Below are 22,556 nucleotides of genomic sequence, written 5' to 3'. Positions count from 1 at the left end.
ATTGGTGGAGTGGAGACAGCTCTACTGTCTGGAATTGATTCTATAGCTAGTGAATTCGATTTACTAGTGATTTGTTTAGGTAAGATTGAGGACAGCGTTACTGCCAGATTGACTGAAAATGCAAAAAATACGATCATTTCTTATGAATTAAATACTAAACACATTTTTAAGTCTTTAGGTAATATTTTAGCGGTTGTAAATAAAACAAAACCACAGTATATTATCACGTCCTTGTGGAAGTCTCACTATATTGCTATCTTTCTTAAAATACTTAGGATAAATTTTAAGCATATTCCATTTATACACTCGACACGGTCTTTTCATATACTTGATTCCTTAAGTAGGTATTTAATCCGGTTTACATACGAAATAGTCTGGACAGATTCTCGAGCGACAACTGAGTCTCTATTATTTGTTTCAAGGAAGCGGATTATATCTTTTATAAGAGAAAAGTTGGAACCTAAACCTGGTTTTTTAGTAGTTGAAAATTTAGTTTATAGATTTTTGTTTATTGGCCGTATTACGTCAGTGAAACGATTGGATTTGATTTTTAAATTTATAAAGTCAATTTATGACTTAGGTATAAATATAAGATTAGACGTTTATGGTCCGGATTATGAAAATATTTGGCAAGAATATCAAGGTAATTTACATGAAATGAATATTTCAGAACATGTAAATTATTGTGGTAGTATCGCTCCAGATTTAGTTAAGAACTTATATTACAATTATGATTGTTATATTCAATTAAGTGAATGGGAAGGAATGTCACTTAGTGTTATTGAAGCAATGATGTCAGGTTTGGTCTGTTTTGTTACGCCAGTTGGTGAAATTAAATATTATAGTAAGGATAAATATTCGGCTATACATTTGTTAGGTCCTAGTCAGAATGATTGGGATGATTTTGTGAATAAATCTTTAGAAGTTCTACAATCTCAAGAACAATTTAAATTAATTGCTCATAATGCTTCAGAAAATTGGGGATATACAATGACCTATGCGGATTCTTTTATTGAGGCAGTTTATGAATTAGATAATATATGAAAAGAATACTATTTATAATTACTAAATCTGATATTGGAGGAGCTCAGAATTTATTATTGCATATAGTTGATTATTTGAAAAAACATGAGAATCACTTTTACGATGTTCATGTAGTAGTAGGAGGGCAAGGATATCTGACTGAGCAATTACAAGCTTTAAACATATCTTTTAGTATACTTCCACGCTTATCTAACTCATTTAATATTTTCAATGATATTTTATGTATTTATCAACTTAAAAATATTATAAAGACTGTAAAGCCTAGCCTAGTTCATTTACATAGTACAAAGGCTGGTTGGTTAGGGCGAATTACTTCAGCATTGGTAGGAGTTTCTTGCGTTTTGACTGTGCACGGTTGGTGTTTTACAAATGGGGTAGGTGTTTTAAAATCTTTCTTTGGTATTTTAGTTGAAACATTTTTGAAATTTTTCCCATGCCACGTAGTCACAATATGTAAATCTGATTTTGAGTTGGGCCGTAGATTTAAACTAATAGATCGTAATAATTATACTCTTATTTATAATGGTATCAAGATAAAAGATAATGTACATATAAAAATGCATGATAATGCTTCTCTGGTGCGATTAGTTATGGTTGCAAGGTTTTCAAACCAAAAGGACCATATAACTCTTTTAAAAGCAATAAAGATTATTAAAGAATTGAAATTTAGTTTGGACCTTTATGGGGATGGAGAAACTCTAGATTTCTGTAAAAGGAATACTCTAGATTTGGAAATAAACCATAAGGTAAACTTTATGGGAGCGGTTAATGACATACAAGGTATCTTACCTTTATATGATGTATTTATATTATCTACTAAATATGAAGGGTTGCCTTTGAGTATTTTAGAAGCTATGAATGCAAACCTACCTATTATTGCTACTAATACGGATGGTATACCAGAGCAGATAGAAAATAATGTTAATGGATTGTTAGTTCAGAAATCATCTGAATTTGAACTAGCAGAGGCCTTAGCTTTATTAATCAGCTCTCCTGAGATAAGATATCGATTTGCTTCCTCGAATCATCTCATTCTTGAGTCAAAATTCTCTATTGATAAAATGTTAGCTAAATATATAGACGTATACAATAAGTTAATTTGATTTTCAAATATTATATTATTGTCTATACTACTAAAATTTTTTGATTAATTTTTTTTATTGTTTACAATTTTGTTTTCTTTTAGTATTGCGAATCCATTCCACCCGTTAGTGGATTCTTCCTTTAATTCTGCCTTGTTAATATTTTCGAAATAACATTTTATTATTTGGACATTTTCAGCTTGTTTATATTTGATATATATCCCGTAGTTTAAGTTTCCTTTCCCTAAAAATTGACATCTATCAACTCTTAGATTTTCAACCATAGTTTCGTTATTTTTCTCTAGTTCAATGAAACCGAAATTAAAGGCATTTCCCGTAAAGTCATTAAAAGTGCAATTTGTCAAATTAATGTCTTTGCTTTTTCCATTTGTAAAAGTAATTCCTTTATTGAAAATGCATTTTACGAATGTGCAATTTTTAATTTGACTTAGTATTACTTTTCCATAAAAGCTGCAATTGTAAAATTTGATATTTTGCTTTTCGAAATCATACATAAATATACTTTCGTTACTATTATAAAATTCGCTGTTTGATATTTCAAGATTTTTTCCAATCCTTGCTAGCACGTTTTTAAAGTCGCTAACGGTAGAATTTTTTATGATAATTTTGTCGAATTTAGAATAATGATCAGTACGTGTTATACCGTAATAACAATTAATCAGTTTAACATTGCTAACGTTGAACTTGCCTCCCCCTATGGTTGTAGCGATGCCTGCTCGTAATCTGTAGTCGGCTCCATAGGTTCTAGATACATCGTAATATTTCGAATTATTTCCGCAATCCTTAAAGATTGTATTGCTTAGTAAAATGTCACAACCTGCTTCAAAATCAAATCCACACAATGCTGCTTCTTTTCCACTACAGTTGTTAATTGTTATGTGTTGAGGAACATAAGCCTTATTCGTTGTAGACACTGCAAAAAGATGTCTTCCACAATATTCGGCACTGCAATGTGTTAAAGAAATGTTACTTATGTTACTTTTGCCACTTGTGTCGTTATTACTTATTATGAATCCATCCCCACGCATGTTTCCTCCTCCTCCAATATTAGATGCTTTGCAATGTGTAATGTTAATATTTTTACTACTGCTTGAGTTAACCTCAGAATATATTAAAAATCCAAACCCTCCTTTTTGGTCATTTATGGGATCGGAGTAAATATTTTGTAGTCCCATTTTATCAGCCCAAATTTTTTTTATATGTATATTTTGTGAGCTGCTTATTACTACTCCCTTCGTATCTATCAAGCCATTGCCATATATTTTAAAATTTGTGAGTAGAATATTATTTGTATTTTTTACCTCTAAATGTATTTCTTTATTAACGGCTTTTAAAATAGTCTCATCTCCTTCTCCTATAACTAATGTATTACTGTTAATTTTTAATACTTTTGAAAATAAGTAAGTGCCGCGTGGTAAAAATACTTTTTTATAGTTATTTAAAGCTAGTTGAAGGATTTCTGTATCATCATGTATATTGTCTCCATAAGCACCTAGTAATTTTATATCTACAGAATCGCCTTTATTACTATCTAATTTTATTAATGGATATTTAAAATTTTTATGTTTGGGGATTTTATATTCATTTTCGTTACTATGATTATTAATATTATCATGTAACATTCCATTTATGTAAAATAAAATTATTATTGTATATTTGAGAAATAATGCCATATCTTTAAATATAAATTATTTTATATTACATTCGGCTCGTATGTTTTGCCTTTTCGAGTAATCCATTGACGTCGTAAATAACACAATCATCAAGCTTAAGAGACTCTATATCCGTATTTAGAAAAGAGTCGTGAGCTACTGCTAAGACAATGCCTTCATATCTATTAGAGGGTTGCTGAAGAGTTAGATTGAATTTTTCTTTAACTTGTTCCGCAGAGGCCCAAGGGTCCCATACATCTACAGTAATTCCATATTCTTCCAATTCTTTGATAAGATCCACCACCTTACTATTCCTTATATCTGAACAATTTTCTTTATAAGTAATACCTAATACTAATACTCGACTCCCTTCAATTCGGTGTCCTTTTTTTATCATTAACTTAACTACCTTGTTAGCTATATATACACCCATCTGATCATTGATGCGTCGCCCAGACAGTAGCACCTGAGGGTAATAGCCTACACTTTCAGCTTTATGTAGGAGATAGTAAGGGTCGACACTGATGCAGTGTCCACCTACTAGTCCAGGGCGGAAATTCAGGAAGTTCCACTTCGTCGAAGCAGCATCCAGCACATCTTGGGTATCTATGTCCAATCGATCGAATAGTAGTGCGAGCTCGTTCATAAATGAAATGTTGACATCTCGCTGAGCATTTTCGATAGCTTTACTCGCTTCCGCCACTTTAATGGACGTGGCTTTAAACGTACCTGCAGTAATCACGCTTTTGTACAACTGATCCACTACTTCAGCTATTTCAGGGGTTGATCCCGAAGTGACTTTTTTTATGGAGGTGATGGGTCTACTACGATCACCCGGGTTAATTCGCTCGGGAGAGTAGCCGCAGAAGAAATCCTGATTGTAAATCAGTCCACTTTCTTTTACCAATACGGGTACGCAATCCCCCTCCGTACATCCTGGATAAACCGTTGACTCATAAATGACAATATCTCCCTTCTTTAATATTCGTCCAATTGTATGGCTGGCAGCTAATAAGTAAGATAAGTCAGGACGCTTGAATCTATCGATAGGCGTAGGAACGGCCACGATGTATATCGTAGCAGATTGGATATGTTCAGCGTTACTGGTAAATACCAAATTAGTTGCCTCCCTTAATTCTGGTTCTGTTAATTCATGGGTGGAATCCGTATAGTTCTGTAGTTCTGTAATTCGTTGATAATCAATGTCAAATCCGATGGTTGAGTATTTTTGACCTAAGATTACCGCTAATGGTAACCCTACGTACCCTAACCCAATGACTGCTATTTGTATTTTATCAGGAAAGTGTTCATAAAGACTTGTATTTATCTGATTTTGAGTTCCACTCATGATTAATTTTTTAAGAAATGTTAATGAAGGCTTTGCAATTATTGTGTCTGTAAGCTAGATTAGCCTGTGCATTCTACACGCCTAGATTTCGCCTGCTCAGAATTATTATACATTTTAGGTTAATTCATCTTTCATGGCCGAAATTTACTGTATTTATGAATACACCTTTATATCCAACCTGCCAGCAATATATTCATCGGTTAAAAAGTAAGAAAACAGTCAGTAGGCAAATCATTTTGTTTACGGGTTATGACTACTTTCTTCAAAAGCATGATCTAAAGGTTTTATTGGCTAAGTATCGCGAGGTAATTCTGGTTCCCCGGATGATCGATGAGACCTATCTGGTTCGGGAAGCTTTGGCTACGGTTTTCGAAAGCTATACGGACATTCATCTCGTAGCTAATCCTGAATACGATGAGCGGTACCGAATCATCTACGAGATTGCTGCCAGTACTAACAAGAATATTAAAATTATTACAGTTTATGATTTCTGTGAAAAGTATCTGAAGAAAGTGTATGTGCCTGAATCATATACGGAGTCGAATCCACTTCTAACTTCTCTACGAACCAGAAATTACTTTCAAAACTTAAGTAAAACCGTTATCGACTTTTCGGTATCCTCTGTACTCTTAGCCTTTTCTAGCCCTTTATGGCTACTAAGCCGAATTCGAATTATTCAGGAGTCACCCGGGCCCATTTTCTATCGACAAAGTCGGGTAGGCCTCAATCAGCAAGAGTTCTACTGCGTCAAATTCCGTTCGATGCGTTTAGACGCTGAAGTGGCTGGGGCCCAGTTTTCCAGCAAAAAGGACAAACGTGTATTCAGGTACGGTGCTTTTATGCGAGCTACCCGTATCGATGAACTACCCCAGTTACTAAGCGTTTTTCGCGGTGAAATTTCACTAGTAGGTCCAAGGCCCGAACGGCGGATCTTTACGGATAGCTTCGAAGAGTGATTCCGCATTATTCCAGCCGGCATATCATTAAACCCGGCATTACGGGTTACGCTCAGGTTATGTATCCTTACGGAGCGGGAGCGAAAGATGCCCGCCATAAACTGATGTACGACTTGTACTACATTAAAAACTGGACCGTGGGGTTAGAGTTTAAGATCATTTGGAAGACCGTACTAACGGTGTTGAACTATAAAGGCTACTAATTTACGCTACCGTGCCATTAACCAAAAATTTGCAGTATAGCCCATTGAGCATTCCTTCAATGGGCTATTTCATTACTGATGATTTCCTAACCCATTAGTTCTTTCCAATAGTCCGATTCTTTGATTAGAATAATCGCAATACCCGCTACAGCACCTGATACTACGAGTTTCCAGTCGTGTTTCTTTACCCGGAATAGGTCAATGAGTACCCACGCGATGGTTAAAATAATGAGGACGATCAGTAATTGACCCAGTTCCAGTCCCAGATTAAAGGCTAGTAGTGGTTTGACAATCGATGCTTCTTTTCCCAGTAAACTGCGTAGAAAGTTGGAAAAGCCCATCCCGTGGATGAGACCGAAAAACAGAGCCATCAAATAACGGGGTGTCGCATTGACGGGGGGATCAGGCGTCAGGATACTATCCGTACGACTCTTCTGAAATAGATTGGTGATGGCCGTGAAAAGAATCGTTACCGGAATCAGAAACTCAATGACATCCGTACGGTATTGAATATATTGAAGCGTAGCCAGAGCCAGAGTAATGCTATGCCCGAGCGTGAAGGCCGTTACCAGAATCAGCACGCGTCGCCAGTCGCGGAGCCGGTAGATGGCACATAAGGCGATAATGAAAATGATGTGGTCGTAACCGTTAGGATCAGTAATATGCTCGTAACCGAGCTGAAGGTAGAGGGCAAATTCGTTCATGGGAAATGGGTTAGGTCTGACTACTAAAGCAAAAGAGGTTTGAAAATAACTTTCAAACCTCTTTTTGTTGAGGGCTTCTATTAATACTGCTCCGTGGTTGCGAAGAAGAAGTTAGATTCGATGGCCGCGTTTTCATCCGAATCAGAACCGTGGATAGCGTTGGCTTCCATTGATTTGGCAAACAGCTTCCGAATGGTTCCCTCTTCGGCATTCGCCGGATTCGTTGCTCCAATCAACTTCCGAAAATCAGCTACCGCATTTTCTTTCTCCAGAATCATCGGCACGATGGGGCCCGAAGACATGTAGGCACAAAGGTCCTTATAGAAGGGGCGTTCAGCGTGAACAGCGTAAAATTCACCGGCACGTTGCTGAGTTAACAGCGTTTTTTTCAGTGCTACAACGCGGAAGCCAGCCTCTTCAATGAGTTTGATGATCGCTCCTGTATGGCCGTCTGCGGTGGCATCCGGTTTAATCATCGTAAATGTGCGATTGCTTGCCATAGATTCGTTAAAAGTTAAAGAATTTAGATTGGGATGAATGGACTAATCTACTGATGTCCAGCAATAAGTCAGAATACATGAATCAACAAAACCTGTATTTTATCGAAATTCTGCCCGCAATTTAGGGATACATTTTTACCGAAAGGACAAGCCGAAGACAAATGCAAAGGTTTTTGCTCTGTTTTTCAATAACTTTGCCCGCTCGTAAAAAATTATCCTTGAATTTATTCGTTGGTAAATTTCTGAATTTCAAATGTTTAGGGATTTAACTGAGGGGAGTGGATTAAAGACGGGAGCGAACAGAGGCGTTGCATTAACCCAGAAAAGTCACATAATCCCTGTGCCGCAGTAGGATTACTAAGAAAAAATGAGCGATTTGAGTCTGAATCCACACGCGTTAGAGGCCTTGAAAAGGCTGGTTGAAACGCCGCAACGGGTAGTAATCACTACTCATTACAATCCAGATGCTGATGCTTTAGGGTCTTCGCTGGGCTGGGCTGGTTACTTACGCAAAAAGGACATACCGTCCGGGTTATTACGCCATCCGAAGCTCCTCGTTTCCTGGCCTGGATGCCGGGCAACGAAGACGTCATTGAGTTTAGCCAGCGAACCGTAGCTCTGGCCGCTCAGACCGTTGCCGCGGCTGACGTCATCTTCTGTCTGGATTTTAATGCTCTGGCCCGTCTGCACGACCTGGAGGCCATCATTCGGAATTCGCCCCTGCCCAAGGTGATGATTGATCACCACCATCACCCCGAAGATTTCGCTTCGATTGTCATTTCTGAGCCCTCGGCAGCGGCTACCGCTCAGCTCATCTACCAGCTTATTAATGAACTGGACGGTAAAGAACTACTCGATGTAGCCATTGGCGAATGTCTGTACGCGGGTCTGATGACGGATACGGGCTCGTTCCGTCACCCCAGTACCAATCCGGCCGTACACCGCATGGCGGCCGACCTGATTGAACTGGGCGTGAATACCAACCGGATCCACCGGCTTATTTTTGATAATAATTCATTGGGACGCATGCAATTCCTGGGGTATGTACTCTCCCAGAAATTGAATGTGCTGCCTGCCTACCGGGCGGCTTACGTGGCTCTGACGGCCGAAGAACTGAAACGCTTCAATTCGCAGACCGGCGATACGGAAGGGGTTGTAAACTATATCCTCTCCATCGAAAATGTTGTGATGGCCGTGCTGCTGATCGAACGTGATCGGGAAGTCAAACTTTCTTTCCGCTCAGTGGGGGATGTCGCCGTCAACGAGTTTGCCCGGAAGCATTTCAGTGGAGGTGGACACCGCAATGCAGCGGGTGGTCGTACGCAGGAATCACTCGATGAGGCCGTCACGCGGCTGATTTCGCTCTTGCCGGAAATTAAAGACCAATTGGATGAAGCCTAAGCTTCCAAGCATTCTGTACTTTTGTAATTAAACTCTGAAATAGAATCAATTCTCATGCAAAAAAAACGATGGGTACTGCCGGTTTTGGCTGCTGCCACGCTGTGGTCCTGTAATCAGTTTAAGGTTAGTGTTGCGGAAAATGGAGTAAAGTACCAGTTTCACGAACACGATGAAAAAGGGAAAGTAGCCAAAGACGGAGAGGTACTAACGTTCCATATGGTCGTGAAAACGCCAGGTGATTCCGTACTGCGGGATTCGCAGAAGGAAGGCCAACCCCTGGTCATGCTGGCTCAGAAAGGTCCGTACAAAGGAAGCTTCGAAGACGGAATGAAAATGCTGGCGGCTGGTGACAGTGCTACTTTTTACATTAGCGTAGATTCTTTGTTCCGTGGCCCTGGAGCCACCCAGTTACCTCCGTTTGCTAAAGCAGGTACGGATTTTAAATTCCAGGTAAAACTCCTGAAAATTGAAACGCAGGAAGCTTTCCAGAAACGGGCTGAAACCGAACGTACCGCTCGTCCGAAGAAAGAAGCGGGTGATATCTCCGCGTACATCGCTAAAAATAACCTGAAAAACGCCGTAACCTTACCTTCAGGGGTACAGTACGCTACTACGCAGCCGGGTACGGGCCCCGCTCCTGCCAAAGGAGATACGGTGAAAGTATTCTACGCTGGAAAACTTCTGAGCGGAAAGATTTTCGACGAAAACCACAAAGAAGGCCTGTCCTTCCCCGTGGGTATCGGACAAATGATTCCCGGTTTTGATGAAGCGGTTCAAACCATGAAAAAAGGCGAAAAAGGAGTAATTATGATTCCTTCGGCCTTAGGATACGGCGAGCAGGGTTCTCCCGGAGCTATCCCTCCTAATTCAGTATTAGTCTTTGAAGTAGAGCTTATTGATGTCAAAAAAGGAAAATTACCGGTATAAGCCGCTTTTTTGATTTTTTTGAAAATTTACTTGGATTTATTCCAACGGAAAGGCACCTCTTTGGTGTCTTTCATCGTTTCCTAACAAAAAATTATCGTTACAATGAAACTGTATCTTCCTCTTGTACTGGCCGGTGCCGCTCTATTGACCGGGTGCAAAGGTCTTAATGATGATTATCAAGAAAAGGCCGAAGAAAATGACAAACAAATTCAAGCTTATATCGCTTCTAATGGGTTAAGTGCTACGAAATCACCCTCTGGTATTTATTACCAAGTGGGCGGAACGACCAGTAGCCGTAAACCACAGGTAGGAGAGCAGGTGCGGTATAACTTTTACCTCACGCAGCTGAATAATCAGATCATTGATTCTACGTTTAAGACAAGGCTGGCTACAGGTACCTGGGGCCTCAATTTCAGCGGGGACAACGGAGCGTTACTGGAAGGACTTTCCATGATTGGCATTGGAGGATCCAATATCGTATTGAGTCCGCACTCCCGGGCCTATGGAAGTCAGCAGTACGCTGATTCTACCGGAAAAGTGATTCTGCCCGCGTATTCAGCGGTTCGGTACGACATCAAAATGGTACGGGTGTTGAATGAAGCCGAACAAATTGAAGAATATATTACGAGCAAGCAATTGAAGCTGACGGAAACTACCTCCGAAGGACTGCGGTACATCAATATCACCGAGGGAACCGGGGCCCAGTTAACGAATGGAAAATCAGCAACGGTACGTTACCGGGGACAATTGTTGAACGGAACCAAATTTGATGAGAGTCCCACTGCAGGCGTAACGTTTACGGTAGGGGTATCTACAACCATTCCTGGGTTTAACCAGGCCCTTCAGAAAATGAAGGTAGGCGGAAAAGCGATTGTTATTATGCCTTCTTCGTTAGGCTATGGAACCAGAGGACGACTGAATGAAGCTCAAAACGCGTATACGATTCAACCGTATGCTCCTTTGCTGTTTGAACTTGAAATTCTTTCGGCTAACTAGTGAAGAAATACGCTTACAAGTAAAACCCCGGCTTGTCAGAAGCCGGGGTTTCTTTTTATCCTTGGAAACGTCTCTTCACAATTTCGTAGAAGTCGTCGGCCTCATCGGCGACATCCCGCCACTTATACTGGGTTGAATAAACCCGGTTCATCAAATCTTTGGCCTGGTCAAAGCTCTGGCATTTTTCGAGTTCATCTACGGCCTGATGGTACGCCGCGGCGTCGCCCTGGAAAAGCTGATTGATGAAAATGAACTTATGGTTGAGTGAAATGAAGCTATGTAAGCTGGCAATTGGTTTATGCTGAAACTGACTGCTTACGGTTTCCTCGGCGGCGGAGGAATTCTGCCGAAATTTTTCGTTGAGGTTCGTCGGTTGCATGGCAAACGGATCATTGACACTCGCCGTCACATCTTCCGCAACGGTAACGGGAGGTGCGGTAGGAATAACGGCGTAATCCGGAGCGGGTACCGAAGGGCTGGGAATCGTCGAAGCCATGGGTTCCGGTCCGGAAGATTCCGCCCGACTTACCAGAGATGATCCTGCGTATCCTTCTTCCTTCGAGGGGGAAGATCCCGCCATACCCGGAGCTACCTGTTCGAAAAAATTAGCAGAAGCCTCTTTTACGTACAGCGTAGATTCATCCAGGGGTAGGGTTTTCGCAAACTGATCCAGGATAGTTGGCGTGGCATCCAGACGGCTCGATTCATTCAGAAGCGAATCCAGCCACAAAATTGCCTGGGTGGTACTGGCCGCGGATTCCGTGCCCAGACGTTCGGCCAGACCACCGGCAATGCCCGTATGAATGCGATTGTACTTCTTAAAGGCTTTTAGTTGATCAGCCGTAAGCTTATAATCCGGAAGTTCGCGTAACCAGCCCTGAAAATACTCCTTGGGGGCCAGTAATAGTTCCAGACTTTCGTGCGTAGCTTTCGCTACCAGGGCTTCCAGATCCTTGCGTTCGACGGAAATGTGCTGCGATACCGTATTAAGAAAGCTTTGCAGAGCCGTTTTGACTTCGGTACTTTCAAAGTTGAAATACGGGCTACGAAAGGCAGTAGCCGTTTCTTTCCAGGCATCGTAGAGGTCTCGAATGACAAAAAGGTTAACCTGGGATACCGGACTGAAACGGAGCAGGGCATCGCCGTTGATTCGATTTTGCTGAGCGTACTGTTCATTGCAAAGTTGTGCGGCATACGCTTTAGCGTATGTTTCAACTGCGGTCACGTCTAACTTCGGCATAAGGCTATCGCGAATAGTTCTTTTAAAAGTAAAATCAAACGGAAGCATCAGCAAGAACGCTTCCCGTTTTTACCCAATTGCAGACGCATAAATACAAAAAATCCCCGCCAACTGACGGGGATTTTTGTATTTATACGAAGAATTAACGTAAGGTACCTTCCAGACGATATTGTTGTCCGCTTGAAGGATCGATACCAATGATCCGCACGCGACCCCGACGATTCGCCAGCAGGTCACCCGCTTGTTTGGCATCTTTGATAACCGTATCATCAATTTTGGTAATGATAAAGCCTACCGGAACTTCCTGGTATTCCATCCAGCCATCGGGCAGTACTTCCACCACTTTGGCTCCACCGTTAATGCGGAATTTCGATTTCTCGTTGTTTGTGACGTTGTCGAGTTTGGCACCTACAGACTCAACCTGTACGAGTGAAGAAACCGGCGATTTCACGATACCCGTGCTACCGTCCATGTTTTTCAGCGTAACGTTGAAGTCTTTCAGTTGACCATCGCGATTTACGGTTACTACGACCACGTCACCGGGTTTATGCTGAGCACCGACCAGTTCTACCAGACGAGGCAGGTCGTTGACGTCTTTACCGTCTACTTTCACAATGACGTCACCGATTTTCAGACCAGCCGCTTTCGCAGCACTGGCGTTCGGGTTTTCACCGAAGCTACCGAAGTAAATACCGGAAGTAGCTTTCAGATCTTTCTGGCTGGCCAGCTTGTCATCCACTACCTGCATTTGCGAAATACCCAGGTAACCGCGTTGAACGTTACCGTACTTCAGCAAATCACTGGCTACTTTCTTCACCAGGTTAGAAGGTACAGCAAACGAATAACCGACGTACGTACCCGTCTGACCACCGGCAATGGCCGTATTAATACCGATCAGGTCGCCTCTGGAATTGACCAGAGCACCACCCGAGTTACCGGGGTTTACGGCCGCATCCGTTTGGATGAAGGCTTCAATCGGGCTCTGAGCTTTCTCACGATCACCCAGGATGCCAATGGAACGGCCTTTCGCACTCACAATACCTGCCGTAACCGTTGATTCCAGATCAAAAGGGTTACCTACGGCCAGTACCCATTCACCTACTTTAATATCATCCGAGTTCGCAAAGGGCAGATACGGTAAATTCGCGGGTAGCTTTTCGCCCTGCAACTGAATCACGGCAATATCCGTGTTAGGGTCCGTACCTACGAGTTTTGCTTTAAACTTCCGTTTGTCGCTCAGTACCACTTCCAGCTCGGAAGCGTCGGCTACGACGTGGTTGTTCGTAACAATATATCCATCGGGGCTGATAATCACACCCGAACCTGAGGCCATGCCTTCCTGACGTTGAGGCTGACGACGGCCACCACCGAAGTCTTCATCGCCAAAGAAGTCGAAGATGCTGGGCATCTGCCGCTGACTCACCTGACGTACGACTTTTGATTTGATGTGTACCACCGCCGGCGTCGATTTATCGGCAGCCGCTACGAAATCGCCGGGAATACCGGCCATGTTCGTGGTGAACTTCGCACCCGCTCCTGAAGCGTTGGCTTCAGTCAGTACCACATCCCGTTGAGAGCCTAATCCCAAGAGGTGAGCTCCACCCAGGGTAATTCCGCTACTCAATACCCCGACCAGGGCTAAAGATTTCCAATTGCTGTTATTCATAGCTGTTAAACGTTGTTTGGAGAGGGAAATTCATTACTAGTTTACGTAAAAAAGTGCTCCAAAATCGAATCAGCGAAAAGTTGTTCTAGTTAAGTTCTTAGACTTGCTAACCTTAACGCGGTTTAGAGAGAATCTGTTGCGAAAATAAAGGGATTAAGGTTTTTTAACAACAGATTGTGATAATAGGGAAATGAGCGGGCTGAATGTTAAGAAAGCAGGGAGAACGCTAGTGTTCTCCCTGCTTTCCTCCGCACGAACCAACCGCACTAGATAAGATTAGGCAATGGAAATTTCACGAGGCTGTGCTTTTGCTTCTTCTTTTTTCGGGAGCGTCAGGTACAGGATTCCGTCGGTATAGCTGGCTTCGATTTTCTCGCCATCTACGGTTTTGGGTAATACAAAGGCCCGTTGGAAACTGCTGTAGCTGAATTCTTTCCGGCTGTATTTTTCGGCTTTCTCTTCGTTCTGGCTCTCTTTCTTGACTGAAATGACCAGGCGATTTTCGTGTACGCTTACTTTAAAGTCTTCTTTTTTCAAACCAGGGGCAGCCAGTTCAAGCTGGAAGTTTCCTTCGCTTTCTTTGACATTGACAGCAGGCAAATTGTGGAACTCATTCTTGCCCGCTACCTGGTTGTACGATTGAAAGAAGTCATCATTAAAGAAACGATTTACTAAAGAAGGGAATGCAGGTTGATGAAATTTCACGAGTGACATGGCTATAACGTTTTTTATTGTTTTCGATGTTCAACCGACTCATTGATTGTCGGACGACTCTAATATTAAAACAGCTATACCAAACTCAAAAATTAAAAATTTAATGACAAAATGTCTTATTTAGAATAAATGCTACAATATATTAATGACAAAATGTCCTAAATCGACTTAAAAATGTCAGTTTTAGGATTCATTTGAACGTTCAGGTTCCCAAACAGCTCGTACTACCTCCCGCTTGCCCTGCGGTCCGGGATGTTTTTCGACGCGAAAACCAGCCGCTTGTAAGGCCCTCCGTACAACGCTTTTGGAGCAATAGGTAGTCAATAGGCTACCCACCTGCAAATGGCGGCCGATTCCGGAAAAAACTTCAGTAGTCCAGAGTTCTGGCTGTGAGCTGGGAGCAAAGGCGTCGTAATAGACCAGATCGTACGGCTCGCCGAGGGTTTCATTCGCCAGAAAATCCTGAAGAGTGGCGTGAACTTTACGCAGGGTGAAGGTGGGCGACAGGCGTACGTCCGTGTCCCAGGCCGCCTCGTGCAGCGATTGTAAAACTGATGCGTGCATAAACTCGTCGTAATTGAGTTGCCGATACGCTTCGGGCGGAACGGGATATGCTTCCAGGCTGGTATAATGTACGGCAACGGGTGACTGCCCGGCCTTAAGTAAGGTCAGGAGAGCGTTGAAGCCCGTACCAAATCCCATTTCCAGAATCCGGATTTCCTGCTTTCCCGATTCCAGTAAATAATCCAGCCCTAATTCCAGAAAGATACGTTTCGATTCATCAAAAGCTCCGTGCAGGGAATGATACCACTGGTTGAAGCGGGCCGAGTAGAGCGTATGACTACCGTCCTTGGTGAGTACCAGCTCATTCGATGCGTGTGTCGGATCCGAATGCGTAGGGTTTGAGCTTCCTGCTTCCATTATTTCTTTTTATTCAGGGTATGATCTGACTTCGCCCGTCCTTCCTTACAGACGAATCATTCGAAAAAATTTCACTTGTATACAAGGGTAGAAGAAGAGCTGATCAGCAAATCATCCAGCTTATCTTGGATGATTACGGCAAACTTCCAACCCTCTACTTCAAACTTTACTAACGCTTTAGTCATGTTGCTTTCCCGCAAAAACTTGCCCCAAATTTCGGCAACTGTGCCGGTTCAATTACCCAATCCCTCCGTTTTTGAATTACCCGAACGCATTCTGCAATTTGGTACGGGCGTGTTGCTGCGGGGGTTGTGCGACTATTTTGTGGACAAAGCCAATCAACAGGGCGTGTTCAACGGCCGAATTGTGGTGGTGAAATCAACCGGAAGCGATACGTCCGAATTTGATCGGCAGGATCAACTCTTTACGCAGGTGATTCGGGGCCTGGGCGAAGATGGACAACCGATTGAAGAATACATTGTCAACGCCAGTATTTCCCGTACCCTGGCGGCTCCGAGCCAATGGGCCGAAATTCTGGCCTGTGCGAGCAACCCTGAGATGCAGATTGTTACTTCGAATACGACGGAAATCGGTATTCAGCTCGACGAAACCGAAGATTTGCAGGCCACGCCTCCCAAATCATTTCCGGGTAAACTGACGGCCTTTCTGTACGCTCGCTGGAAAGCGTTTAACGGTTCAGCCGAAAGCGGTATGGTGATTGTACCCACCGAGCTTGTGCCTGACAATGGTACGAATCTGCGGAAAATTGTACTGGAGCTGGCTCGTCGCGGGAATCTCGAAGCTGACTTTATTCATTGGTTGGAAACGGCCAACTCCTTCTGTAATTCACTGGTGGACCGGATTGTTCCCGGAAAACCTAACGCGACGGATCAGGCCGAATACCAGCAGAAACTAGGCTACGAAGATGGCCTGCTCTGCGTATCAGAAGTATACCGCCTCTGGGCTATTGAAGGCGATGAAAAGGTAAAAAGCGTACTGAGTTTCGATGCCGTGGATTGTGACGAAGCCAATGCGTTAGGCGTAATTATAAAAACCGATATTGATCGCTACCGGGAGTTGAAACTTCGCCTGTTGAATGGCTCGCACACGCTGACCTGCGGACTGAATTATCTTTCGGGTAAAAACGCCGTTCGCGAAAGCATGGTCGATCCTGTATCGAGTCGCTATGTGAAAGAATTGATGTTTGAAGAACTGGCCCCGGCCATTCCATACCCGATCGAGCTGGAGGTAGCCCGTACGTACGGGGCCAGTCTGCTGAACCGTTTTTCCAATCCCTTTCTGGAACATAAACTGCTCAGTATTACGTTGTACTATACCTCTAAGATGAAAACCCGTAACGTGCCTTTGCTACTCAAGCATTACGAACAGACGGGCACGGCTCCGGAGCGTTTTGCCCTGGGTTTTGCGGCGTATGTACTGTTCATGAAGGCCGTGAAAGAAGAAGGAGGCAAGTACTTTGGCGAACGAAACGGCGAATCATACCTCATTCAGGACGAACCCGCTGGCTGGTACTTCGATTGGTGGTCGCGTCAGGGCGAACTTTCGGAAGTACTCGGCAATACGGATTTTTGGGGTACGGATCTAAATGCCTTACCCGGCTTCGGCGAGCGGGTAGCGTTCTATTTGAACAAGCTTCAGGAAAGCCCGGAAGCCGCTTTTGAGGCCGCTTTATCCTAACTGATTTTTATTCATTTCTTTTCCATTGGAAATTCGGGTAGCAAGGTCCGGATTTCATCTTTTGAAAGAAAGAATCCTTTACTCCCATGCAGCAACGAGTATTAAAAGTCCACCCCGCCGATAACGTTATTGTCGCCCTAACTGATCTGAAAAAAGGCGAGATCATTTCGTTTCAGGGGGTCGATTACGAGCTGGTCGATGATATTGCGGCCAAGCATAAATTTCTGACGGAAGATCGGGCCGTCGATGAAGACATTACCATGTACGGTGTGCTGGTAGGGAAGGCCAAGCAGTTTATCCCCAAAGGCGGACTCATGCACACGTTCAATACGCGTCACGCCTCGGACGATTTTGGATTGGGATCGCGTAAGCTGGAATGGACCCAACCCGATACAACCAAGTTTAAGCAGCGATCTTTCCTGGGGTATCACCGGCAGGATGGAAGCGTAGGTACGGCCAATTACTGGATCGTACTGCCCATGGTATTCTGCGAAACCCGGAATTTGGAAGTCATGCGGGAAGCCCTGGTGGATTCCCTGGGCTACGGCAAAAATCAGGTCTGGAAAGATCAGACTGAGCAGTTGATTAGCCTGTACCGTTCCGGCAAATCCGTAACGGACATTCTCAACGCCGATTTAGCCATTGAGGAAGAAACAGCGATCCAAACCCGCCTGTTTCCGAACGTGGATGGTGTAAAATTCCTCAACCACGAAATGGGTTGCGGCGGTACGCGTTCGGACGCTCAGGCTCTGTGTGGCCTGCTGGCTGGCTATGCGACGCACCCCAACGTGGCGGGAGTCACGGTACTAAGTCTGGGTTGCCAGAACGCTCAGGTATCGATTCTGAAGGAGGAAATTGCCAAGCGGGACCCGAATTTTGCCAAGCCGCTGTACGTATTTGAGCAGCAGGAAATTGGTTCCGAAGAAAAACTCATTGCCGGAGCGATCAAGCAAACCTTTGCCGGACTAATTGAAGCCAATAAAATTGAACGTCAGCCTGCTCCGCTTTCCAAGCTGGTCATTGGACTGGAATGCGGTGGTTCGGACGGGTTTTCCGGAATTTCGGCGAATCCAGCGATTGGTCATACGTCAGATATTCTCATATCGCTGGGCGGTACCGTCATTCTGGCGGAATTTCCGGAACTCTGCGGTGTAGAACAGGAACTGTCGGATCGTTGCGTCGATGAAGAAACGGCTTTGAAGTTCAACTCGCTGATGAAAATCTACAATTCGCGGGCGGAAGCCGTAGGTTCTGGTTTTTACATGAATCCCTCACCCGGTAATATCAAGGATGGATTGATTACGGACGCCATCAAGTCTGCCGGAGCCGCGAAAAAAGGTGGGAATTCACCCGTTGTAGATGTGCTGGATTACCCTGAGAAAGTGACCAAGCCCGGTCTGAACCTGGTTTGTACCCCCGGAAACGACGTGGAGAGTACCACGGCTGAAGTAGCTTCGGGAGCCACCGTCGTTTTGTTTACCACGGGTCTGGGTACGCCTACGGGTAATCCGGTTGCCCCCGTCATCAAGCTTTCGACGAACACGAAGCTGTACCACAAGATGAACGATATTATCGACATCAACTGTGGTACCATCATCGACGGTCAGGAAACCATCGATGAAGCGGGCGAACGCATTCTGGATTACGTCATTCAGGTTGCCAGCGGTCAGGTTACCCCGCACTCGGTGCGGCTGGGTCAGGATGATTTCATCCCCTGGAAACGTGGTGTTTCGCTGTAAGTACTACGTCATTTAATCCTAAAAAATTGAATGGGTATCGATCGTGATCTACTGCGGTGGCCTGTTCAGTTTTTTAGGATTTTTGTCTGATGGGTAGACGGAGCAGTTGAGATTTCGTAGCGAATGATACGGCTCACGCAGTTCAGACTAAAGGTTCGCCAAGAACCCTTTAACTGAAAACAGACAACGGAAAACTCTAAACTTTTTTATGCCTCTTCTTCAATCTTTTCGCTGGTTTGGTCCGAAAGACCCCGTACGGCTGTCGGACATTCGGCAAGCCGGAGCTACGGGTATCGTCTCGGCCTTACACGAAGTGCCTAACGGTAAAATCTGGACTCCCGAAGCCATTGAATCCCGCAAAACGCTAATCGAGGCAGCTGGACTGGAATGGGCCGTAGTCGAAAGTGTACCCGTGCACGAGCACATCAAGCGAGCCATGCCCGACCGGGATCAGCTCATTGCTAATTATCAGCAAACCTTACGTAACCTGGCTCAGCAAGGCATTACGAGGGTATGTTACAACTTCATGCCCGTACTCGATTGGACGCGAACGGATCTGGCCTACGTCGTACCCGACGGGTCGGAAGCCCTGCGGTTTGATGCCGTCGCCTTCGCAGCTTTCGAGTTATTTATACTGAAGCGTTCAGCGGCGGAGGCCGAATACTCGGAATCTTTCCGTCAACGGGCCGAGGTTTACTTTAAGACGTTAAACGAAAGTCAGGAAGCCTTACTGATTCGTAATATCATTGCGGGTCTGCCCGGTTCGGAAGAAAGTTTTACCGTTGAGCAATTCCAGAAAGTACTGGATTATTACGCTGAAATCGGTGACTTCGAACTCCGGCAAAACCTGTATTACTTCCTGCGAGCGGTAGTACCCGTAGCCGAAGAAGTAGGGGTGAAGCTTTGTATTCACCCGGATGATCCGCCACGGCCGATTCTGGGTCTGCCACGGGTGGTGAGTACGGCAGCGGACATTCGTGAACTATTCGCAGCAGCCGATTCGCCCGCGAATGGACTGACCTTCTGTACGGGAAGTTTTGGGGTACGGGCGGATAATGATTTGCCCGCTATGCTACAGGAATTCGGACCACGTACGCATTTCCTACACTTGCGGAGCGTACACCGGGAAATCGACGAGGTGCCGGAGACCTTTCACGAAGCCAATCACCTGGAAGGGCATGCGGGCATGTATGAAGTCATGAAAGCCGCTGTGGGAGAAATGAAACGTCGGGAAAAGGAAGGACGTACGGATGTAAATATTCCCATGCGGCCTGACCACGGTCACCGGATGCTGGATGATCTGAATCCCGAAAAACGGACGAATCCAGGGTATACAGCTATTGGAAGGTTACGGGGACTGGCTGAATTACGGGGATTGGAACTGGGGATTACGCAAAGTTTGTAACGTTTTCAGTGGTCTGTTTTCCGTTTTCAATGGCAGATTACTCGCAGGTAAGTGATCTACAACAGCTCGTAGAGATTCTTGAATTAGAATTGCATTGATAAGCTGGCATGAACCCAACTGACCACTAAAAACCGAAAACTGTAAACTAAAAAAGCGGATTCCTGAGAGGGAATCCGCTTTTTCGTTACTCTTTATCTTTGGGTTGATTGCTCCGGATTTCTTTCCGGTTATTGGAGTTGTTGTCGAGTTCCTGTTTGACCCGGCTGTCCAGGTTGTCTTTGTTTTCGGGCTTATGCATTTTATTATGCTTATGAGCCGCTGTGTTCTGTGAGGCTGGATTGGCTTTCATAGCTTTTATTGTTTTTTGAAAGGAGTAGGTAAAAACAGCGTACCACCAGAGCTTGCCTCTACTGGCCAGGAAATCGAAAAAACTCTAAACCCCGGACGCTAAACCCTGAACTTCTTCCGTAACTTGCAGGGAATTTCAGACAGATTGCCATCACAAACACATGAACTTTCCTTCAGAACTTCGCTACACCGCTGAACACGAATGGATTAAACTCGTTGACGGTAACGTAGCATTGGTTGGTATTACCGATTATGCTCAGGATCAATTGGGCGATGTGGTTTTCGTAGAAGTTAATTCCCTGGATCAGGAATTGGCTGCCAACGAAGTATTTGGCTCAGTAGAAGCCGTAAAAACGGTATCTGATCTGTTCCTGCCCGTTGCGGGTAAAGTGCTCGAAGTAAACGAGAGCCTCAACGACAGTCCCGACAAAGTCAATACCGATCCGTACGGTGATGGCTGGGTAATCAAACTTGAGGTGTCAAATCCGGCTGATCTGGATGCCTTGATGGACGCCGCTACTTACCAGGAGTCTGTACACTAGTCGACAGTCGACCGTTTTCTATTTTCGTGCGTATCGCTCTGAGCGAGGTGGCCGAAAATCGTCAATAAACCATTGATCAGAGCAAGGAACAAAGGACACCGAATTTTCGGTATGCTTTGTTCCTTGTTCAACATTCGACCCTATGAATCTTCTCTTTCGTTCCGTTCGCATTATTGATCCGCATTCGGCATTTCATAATCAGGTGGTGGATGTGTGGATTGAAGACGGTATCATTCGAAAAATGGGTGAAAATCTTGCCGCTATCTCCTCTGGGCAGGAAATCCGTCAGGAAGGACTTTGTATTTCGCCGGGCTGGTGCGATCTGCGGGTTCACGCCAAAGATCCCGGCTACGAGGCTAAGGAAGATTTATATAGCCTGAAACGGGCGGCCGCTGCTGGAGGCTTCACGGAAGTCGTATTGCTTCCCAATACCAAGCCTGTAGTACAGCGAAAAGAAAGCCTCAATTATCTCCGCAGTTTTTCTGAAGATCAGGCCGTACAGTTTTTACCCACCGCCGCTCTTACCCTGGGTTGCGAAGGCAAGGATTTCACAGAAATGCTTGATCTGCATCATGCGGGAGCCGTCGCTTTTACTGATGGTGAAGAACCCATCTGGAATGCCGACATCCTGCTGAAATCGCTTCAATATCTGGCCCAGGTGAATGGTCTGCTCATTCAACGTCCCGAAGAGCCTACGCTGACGGTTCACGGTCAGATGCACGAGGGAAATATGAGTACCATGCTGGGCATGCGGGGCATTCCGACCATGGCGGAAGAACTGATGATTCAGCGGGATTTACGGTTACTGGAATACGCGGTTGAAACCTTTGACTTACGACCCCGCCTGCATTTTTCCCTGGTCTCAACGGCTCGTTCGGTAGAACTGATCCGTCAGGCAAAAGCTCAGGGACTGCCCGTAACCTGTGATACGGCCGCTCATTATTTGGCGTTCACTGATGAAGATTTAGTCGAGTTCGATACGAATCTGAAAGTAATGCCCCCGTTCCGGCCAGCCAGCGAAGTAGAAGCTCTGCGGGCGGCCCTTGCCGACGGTACCATCGATGCTCTGGTGTCCGATCACTATCCCCAGGATACGGAATCGAAGAACCTGGAGTTTGATTTAGCCGACTTCGGAATCAGTAGCCTGGAAACAGCTTTTGCAACGGCCCTGACCTACGGAAATCTGGGACTGGAAAAAGTCCTGGAACTCTTTACGGCGAACCCTCGCTCCGTATTGCAGCGAAACCCGGTAACGATTGCCGAAGGGAAAATTGCTCAGTTGACCGCGTTTAATCCGGATGAAGAATGGACGGTAAGTTTGGCCGACTGGCAATCCAAAGGCAAAAACACGCCTTTCGTGGGTAAAACCTTACGCGGAAAAGTGTACGGCGTCGTGAATCAGGGTACGAGTACCTTTCATAGCAAACCCTTGAGTTTTAAAGTATAGCT

At 44.6% G+C, this 22,556-nt stretch carries 21 protein-coding genes; 12 read left to right on the top strand and 9 right to left on the bottom strand.

The window, feature by feature from the left end:
* Positions 1-9 precede the first annotated feature (9 nt).
* Together BWI93_RS14475 and BWI93_RS14470 are read left to right on the top strand one after the other, a co-directional pair.
* Positions 10-1,044, top strand: coding sequence for a glycosyltransferase family 4 protein (locus BWI93_RS14475; protein ID WP_176454227.1), 1,035 nt, complete (start codon positions 10-12; stop codon positions 1,042-1,044).
* Positions 1,041-2,147, top strand: coding sequence for a glycosyltransferase family 4 protein (locus BWI93_RS14470; RefSeq protein ID WP_094812492.1), 1,107 nt, complete (start codon positions 1,041-1,043; stop codon positions 2,145-2,147). The genes BWI93_RS14475 and BWI93_RS14470 overlap by 4 nt, the downstream gene beginning before the upstream one ends.
* Before the next feature lie 44 nt (positions 2,148-2,191).
* Here the strand turns inward: BWI93_RS14470 and BWI93_RS14465 are convergent, their stop codons facing one another.
* The gene (locus BWI93_RS14465) at positions 2,192-3,820 is read right to left on the bottom strand and encodes a glycosyl hydrolase family 28-related protein (RefSeq protein ID WP_094812490.1); all 1,629 of its coding nucleotides are present in this window, start codon (positions 3,818-3,820) and stop codon (positions 2,192-2,194) included.
* Between the two features lie 25 nt (positions 3,821-3,845).
* Positions 3,846-5,147 (bottom strand): nucleotide sugar dehydrogenase, encoded by a 1,302-nt coding sequence (locus BWI93_RS14460; protein WP_094812488.1) that lies wholly within the window; start codon positions 5,145-5,147, stop codon positions 3,846-3,848.
* Between the two features lie 287 nt (positions 5,148-5,434).
* Between BWI93_RS14460 and BWI93_RS14455 the strand changes: the two genes are divergently transcribed.
* The gene (locus BWI93_RS14455; RefSeq protein ID WP_255157878.1) at positions 5,435-6,103 is read left to right on the top strand and encodes a sugar transferase; all 669 of its coding nucleotides are present in this window, start codon (positions 5,435-5,437) and stop codon (positions 6,101-6,103) included.
* Positions 6,100-6,306 (top strand): sugar transferase, encoded by a 207-nt coding sequence (locus BWI93_RS28875; RefSeq protein ID WP_255157877.1) that lies wholly within the window; start codon positions 6,100-6,102, stop codon positions 6,304-6,306. Before BWI93_RS14455 ends, BWI93_RS28875 begins: the two co-directional genes overlap by 4 nt.
* 86 nt (positions 6,307-6,392) lie before the next feature.
* On the opposite strand, the gene BWI93_RS14450 is transcribed toward BWI93_RS28875, so the two are convergent.
* Both BWI93_RS14450 and BWI93_RS14445 read right to left on the bottom strand, forming a co-directional pair.
* Positions 6,393-7,010 carry a HupE/UreJ family protein gene (locus tag BWI93_RS14450; protein WP_094812486.1) on the bottom strand — a complete coding sequence of 206 codons (618 nt, stop codon included), beginning with the start codon at positions 7,008-7,010 and terminating at the stop codon, positions 6,393-6,395.
* A gap of 80 nt (positions 7,011-7,090) precedes the next feature.
* Positions 7,091-7,510: a nucleoside-diphosphate kinase gene (locus tag BWI93_RS14445; RefSeq protein WP_094812484.1), complete on the bottom strand. Its 420-nt coding sequence runs from the start codon at positions 7,508-7,510 to the stop codon at positions 7,091-7,093.
* A gap of 570 nt (positions 7,511-8,080) precedes the next feature.
* On the opposite strand from BWI93_RS14445, the gene BWI93_RS14440 reads away from it, so the two are divergent.
* From BWI93_RS14440 to BWI93_RS14430, 3 genes are all read left to right on the top strand, one after another.
* Positions 8,081-8,911, top strand: coding sequence for a bifunctional oligoribonuclease/PAP phosphatase NrnA (locus BWI93_RS14440; RefSeq protein ID WP_369679158.1), 831 nt, complete (start codon positions 8,081-8,083; stop codon positions 8,909-8,911).
* Between the two features lie 54 nt (positions 8,912-8,965).
* Positions 8,966-9,838 (top strand): FKBP-type peptidyl-prolyl cis-trans isomerase, encoded by an 873-nt coding sequence (locus BWI93_RS14435; protein ID WP_094812482.1) that lies wholly within the window; start codon positions 8,966-8,968, stop codon positions 9,836-9,838.
* 102 nt (positions 9,839-9,940) lie between these two features.
* Positions 9,941-10,834 carry an FKBP-type peptidyl-prolyl cis-trans isomerase gene (locus BWI93_RS14430; RefSeq protein WP_094812480.1) on the top strand — a complete coding sequence of 298 codons (894 nt, stop codon included), beginning with the start codon at positions 9,941-9,943 and terminating at the stop codon, positions 10,832-10,834.
* Between the two features lie 55 nt (positions 10,835-10,889).
* Here BWI93_RS14430 and BWI93_RS14425 read toward each other — a convergent pair whose 3' ends face one another.
* The 4 genes from BWI93_RS14425 to mnmD form a co-directional block, all read right to left on the bottom strand.
* A complete protein-coding gene (locus BWI93_RS14425) occupies positions 10,890-12,074 on the bottom strand; it encodes a hypothetical protein (RefSeq protein ID WP_094812478.1) in 1,185 nt (394 codons plus the stop codon).
* A gap of 142 nt (positions 12,075-12,216) precedes the next feature.
* Positions 12,217-13,740, bottom strand: coding sequence for a trypsin-like peptidase domain-containing protein (locus tag BWI93_RS14420; protein WP_094812476.1), 1,524 nt, complete (start codon positions 13,738-13,740; stop codon positions 12,217-12,219).
* A 276-nt stretch (positions 13,741-14,016) separates the two neighbouring features.
* The gene (locus BWI93_RS14415; protein ID WP_094812474.1) at positions 14,017-14,454 is read right to left on the bottom strand and encodes an Hsp20/alpha crystallin family protein; all 438 of its coding nucleotides are present in this window, start codon (positions 14,452-14,454) and stop codon (positions 14,017-14,019) included.
* 183 nt (positions 14,455-14,637) lie between these two features.
* On the bottom strand, positions 14,638-15,375 hold the full coding sequence (gene mnmD / locus BWI93_RS14410; protein ID WP_094812472.1) for a tRNA (5-methylaminomethyl-2-thiouridine)(34)-methyltransferase MnmD: 738 nt from the start codon (positions 15,373-15,375) through the stop codon (positions 14,638-14,640).
* Positions 15,376-15,558: 183 nt separating this feature from the next.
* On the opposite strand from mnmD, the gene BWI93_RS14405 reads away from it, so the two are divergent.
* The 3 genes from BWI93_RS14405 to uxuA all read left to right on the top strand — a co-directional run bounded on the left by BWI93_RS14405 (position 15,559) and on the right by uxuA (position 20,217).
* Entirely contained in the window at positions 15,559-17,073 is a 1,515-nt protein-coding gene (locus BWI93_RS14405) for a tagaturonate reductase (protein WP_094812470.1), read from the top strand.
* 86 nt (positions 17,074-17,159) lie between these two features.
* On the top strand, positions 17,160-18,812 hold the full coding sequence (locus tag BWI93_RS14400; RefSeq protein WP_094812468.1) for a UxaA family hydrolase: 1,653 nt from the start codon (positions 17,160-17,162) through the stop codon (positions 18,810-18,812).
* Between the two features lie 208 nt (positions 18,813-19,020).
* Positions 19,021-20,217, top strand: a complete 1,197-nt coding sequence (uxuA, locus tag BWI93_RS14395; protein WP_094812466.1) for a mannonate dehydratase — start codon at positions 19,021-19,023, stop codon at positions 20,215-20,217.
* A gap of 184 nt (positions 20,218-20,401) precedes the next feature.
* Here the strand turns inward: uxuA and BWI93_RS27830 are convergent, their stop codons facing one another.
* On the bottom strand, positions 20,402-20,566 hold the full coding sequence (locus tag BWI93_RS27830; protein ID WP_158242685.1) for a hypothetical protein: 165 nt from the start codon (positions 20,564-20,566) through the stop codon (positions 20,402-20,404).
* A gap of 160 nt (positions 20,567-20,726) precedes the next feature.
* Here BWI93_RS27830 and gcvH point away from each other — a divergent pair, with 160 nt between their 5' ends.
* Both gcvH and BWI93_RS14385 read left to right on the top strand, forming a co-directional pair.
* A complete protein-coding gene (gene gcvH / locus BWI93_RS14390) occupies positions 20,727-21,107 on the top strand; it encodes a glycine cleavage system protein GcvH (RefSeq protein WP_094812463.1) in 381 nt (126 codons plus the stop codon).
* A 142-nt stretch (positions 21,108-21,249) separates the two neighbouring features.
* Positions 21,250-22,554 (top strand): dihydroorotase family protein, encoded by a 1,305-nt coding sequence (locus BWI93_RS14385; RefSeq protein ID WP_094812461.1) that lies wholly within the window; start codon positions 21,250-21,252, stop codon positions 22,552-22,554.
* Positions 22,555-22,556: the final 2 nt, after the last annotated feature.

Source organism: Siphonobacter sp. BAB-5385 (assembly GCF_002261125.1).
Lineage (GTDB): Bacteria > Bacteroidota > Bacteroidia > Cytophagales > Spirosomataceae > Siphonobacter.
Note: the sequence above shows the minus strand (reverse complement) of the source record. Positions and strands in the feature narration are given on the sequence as shown.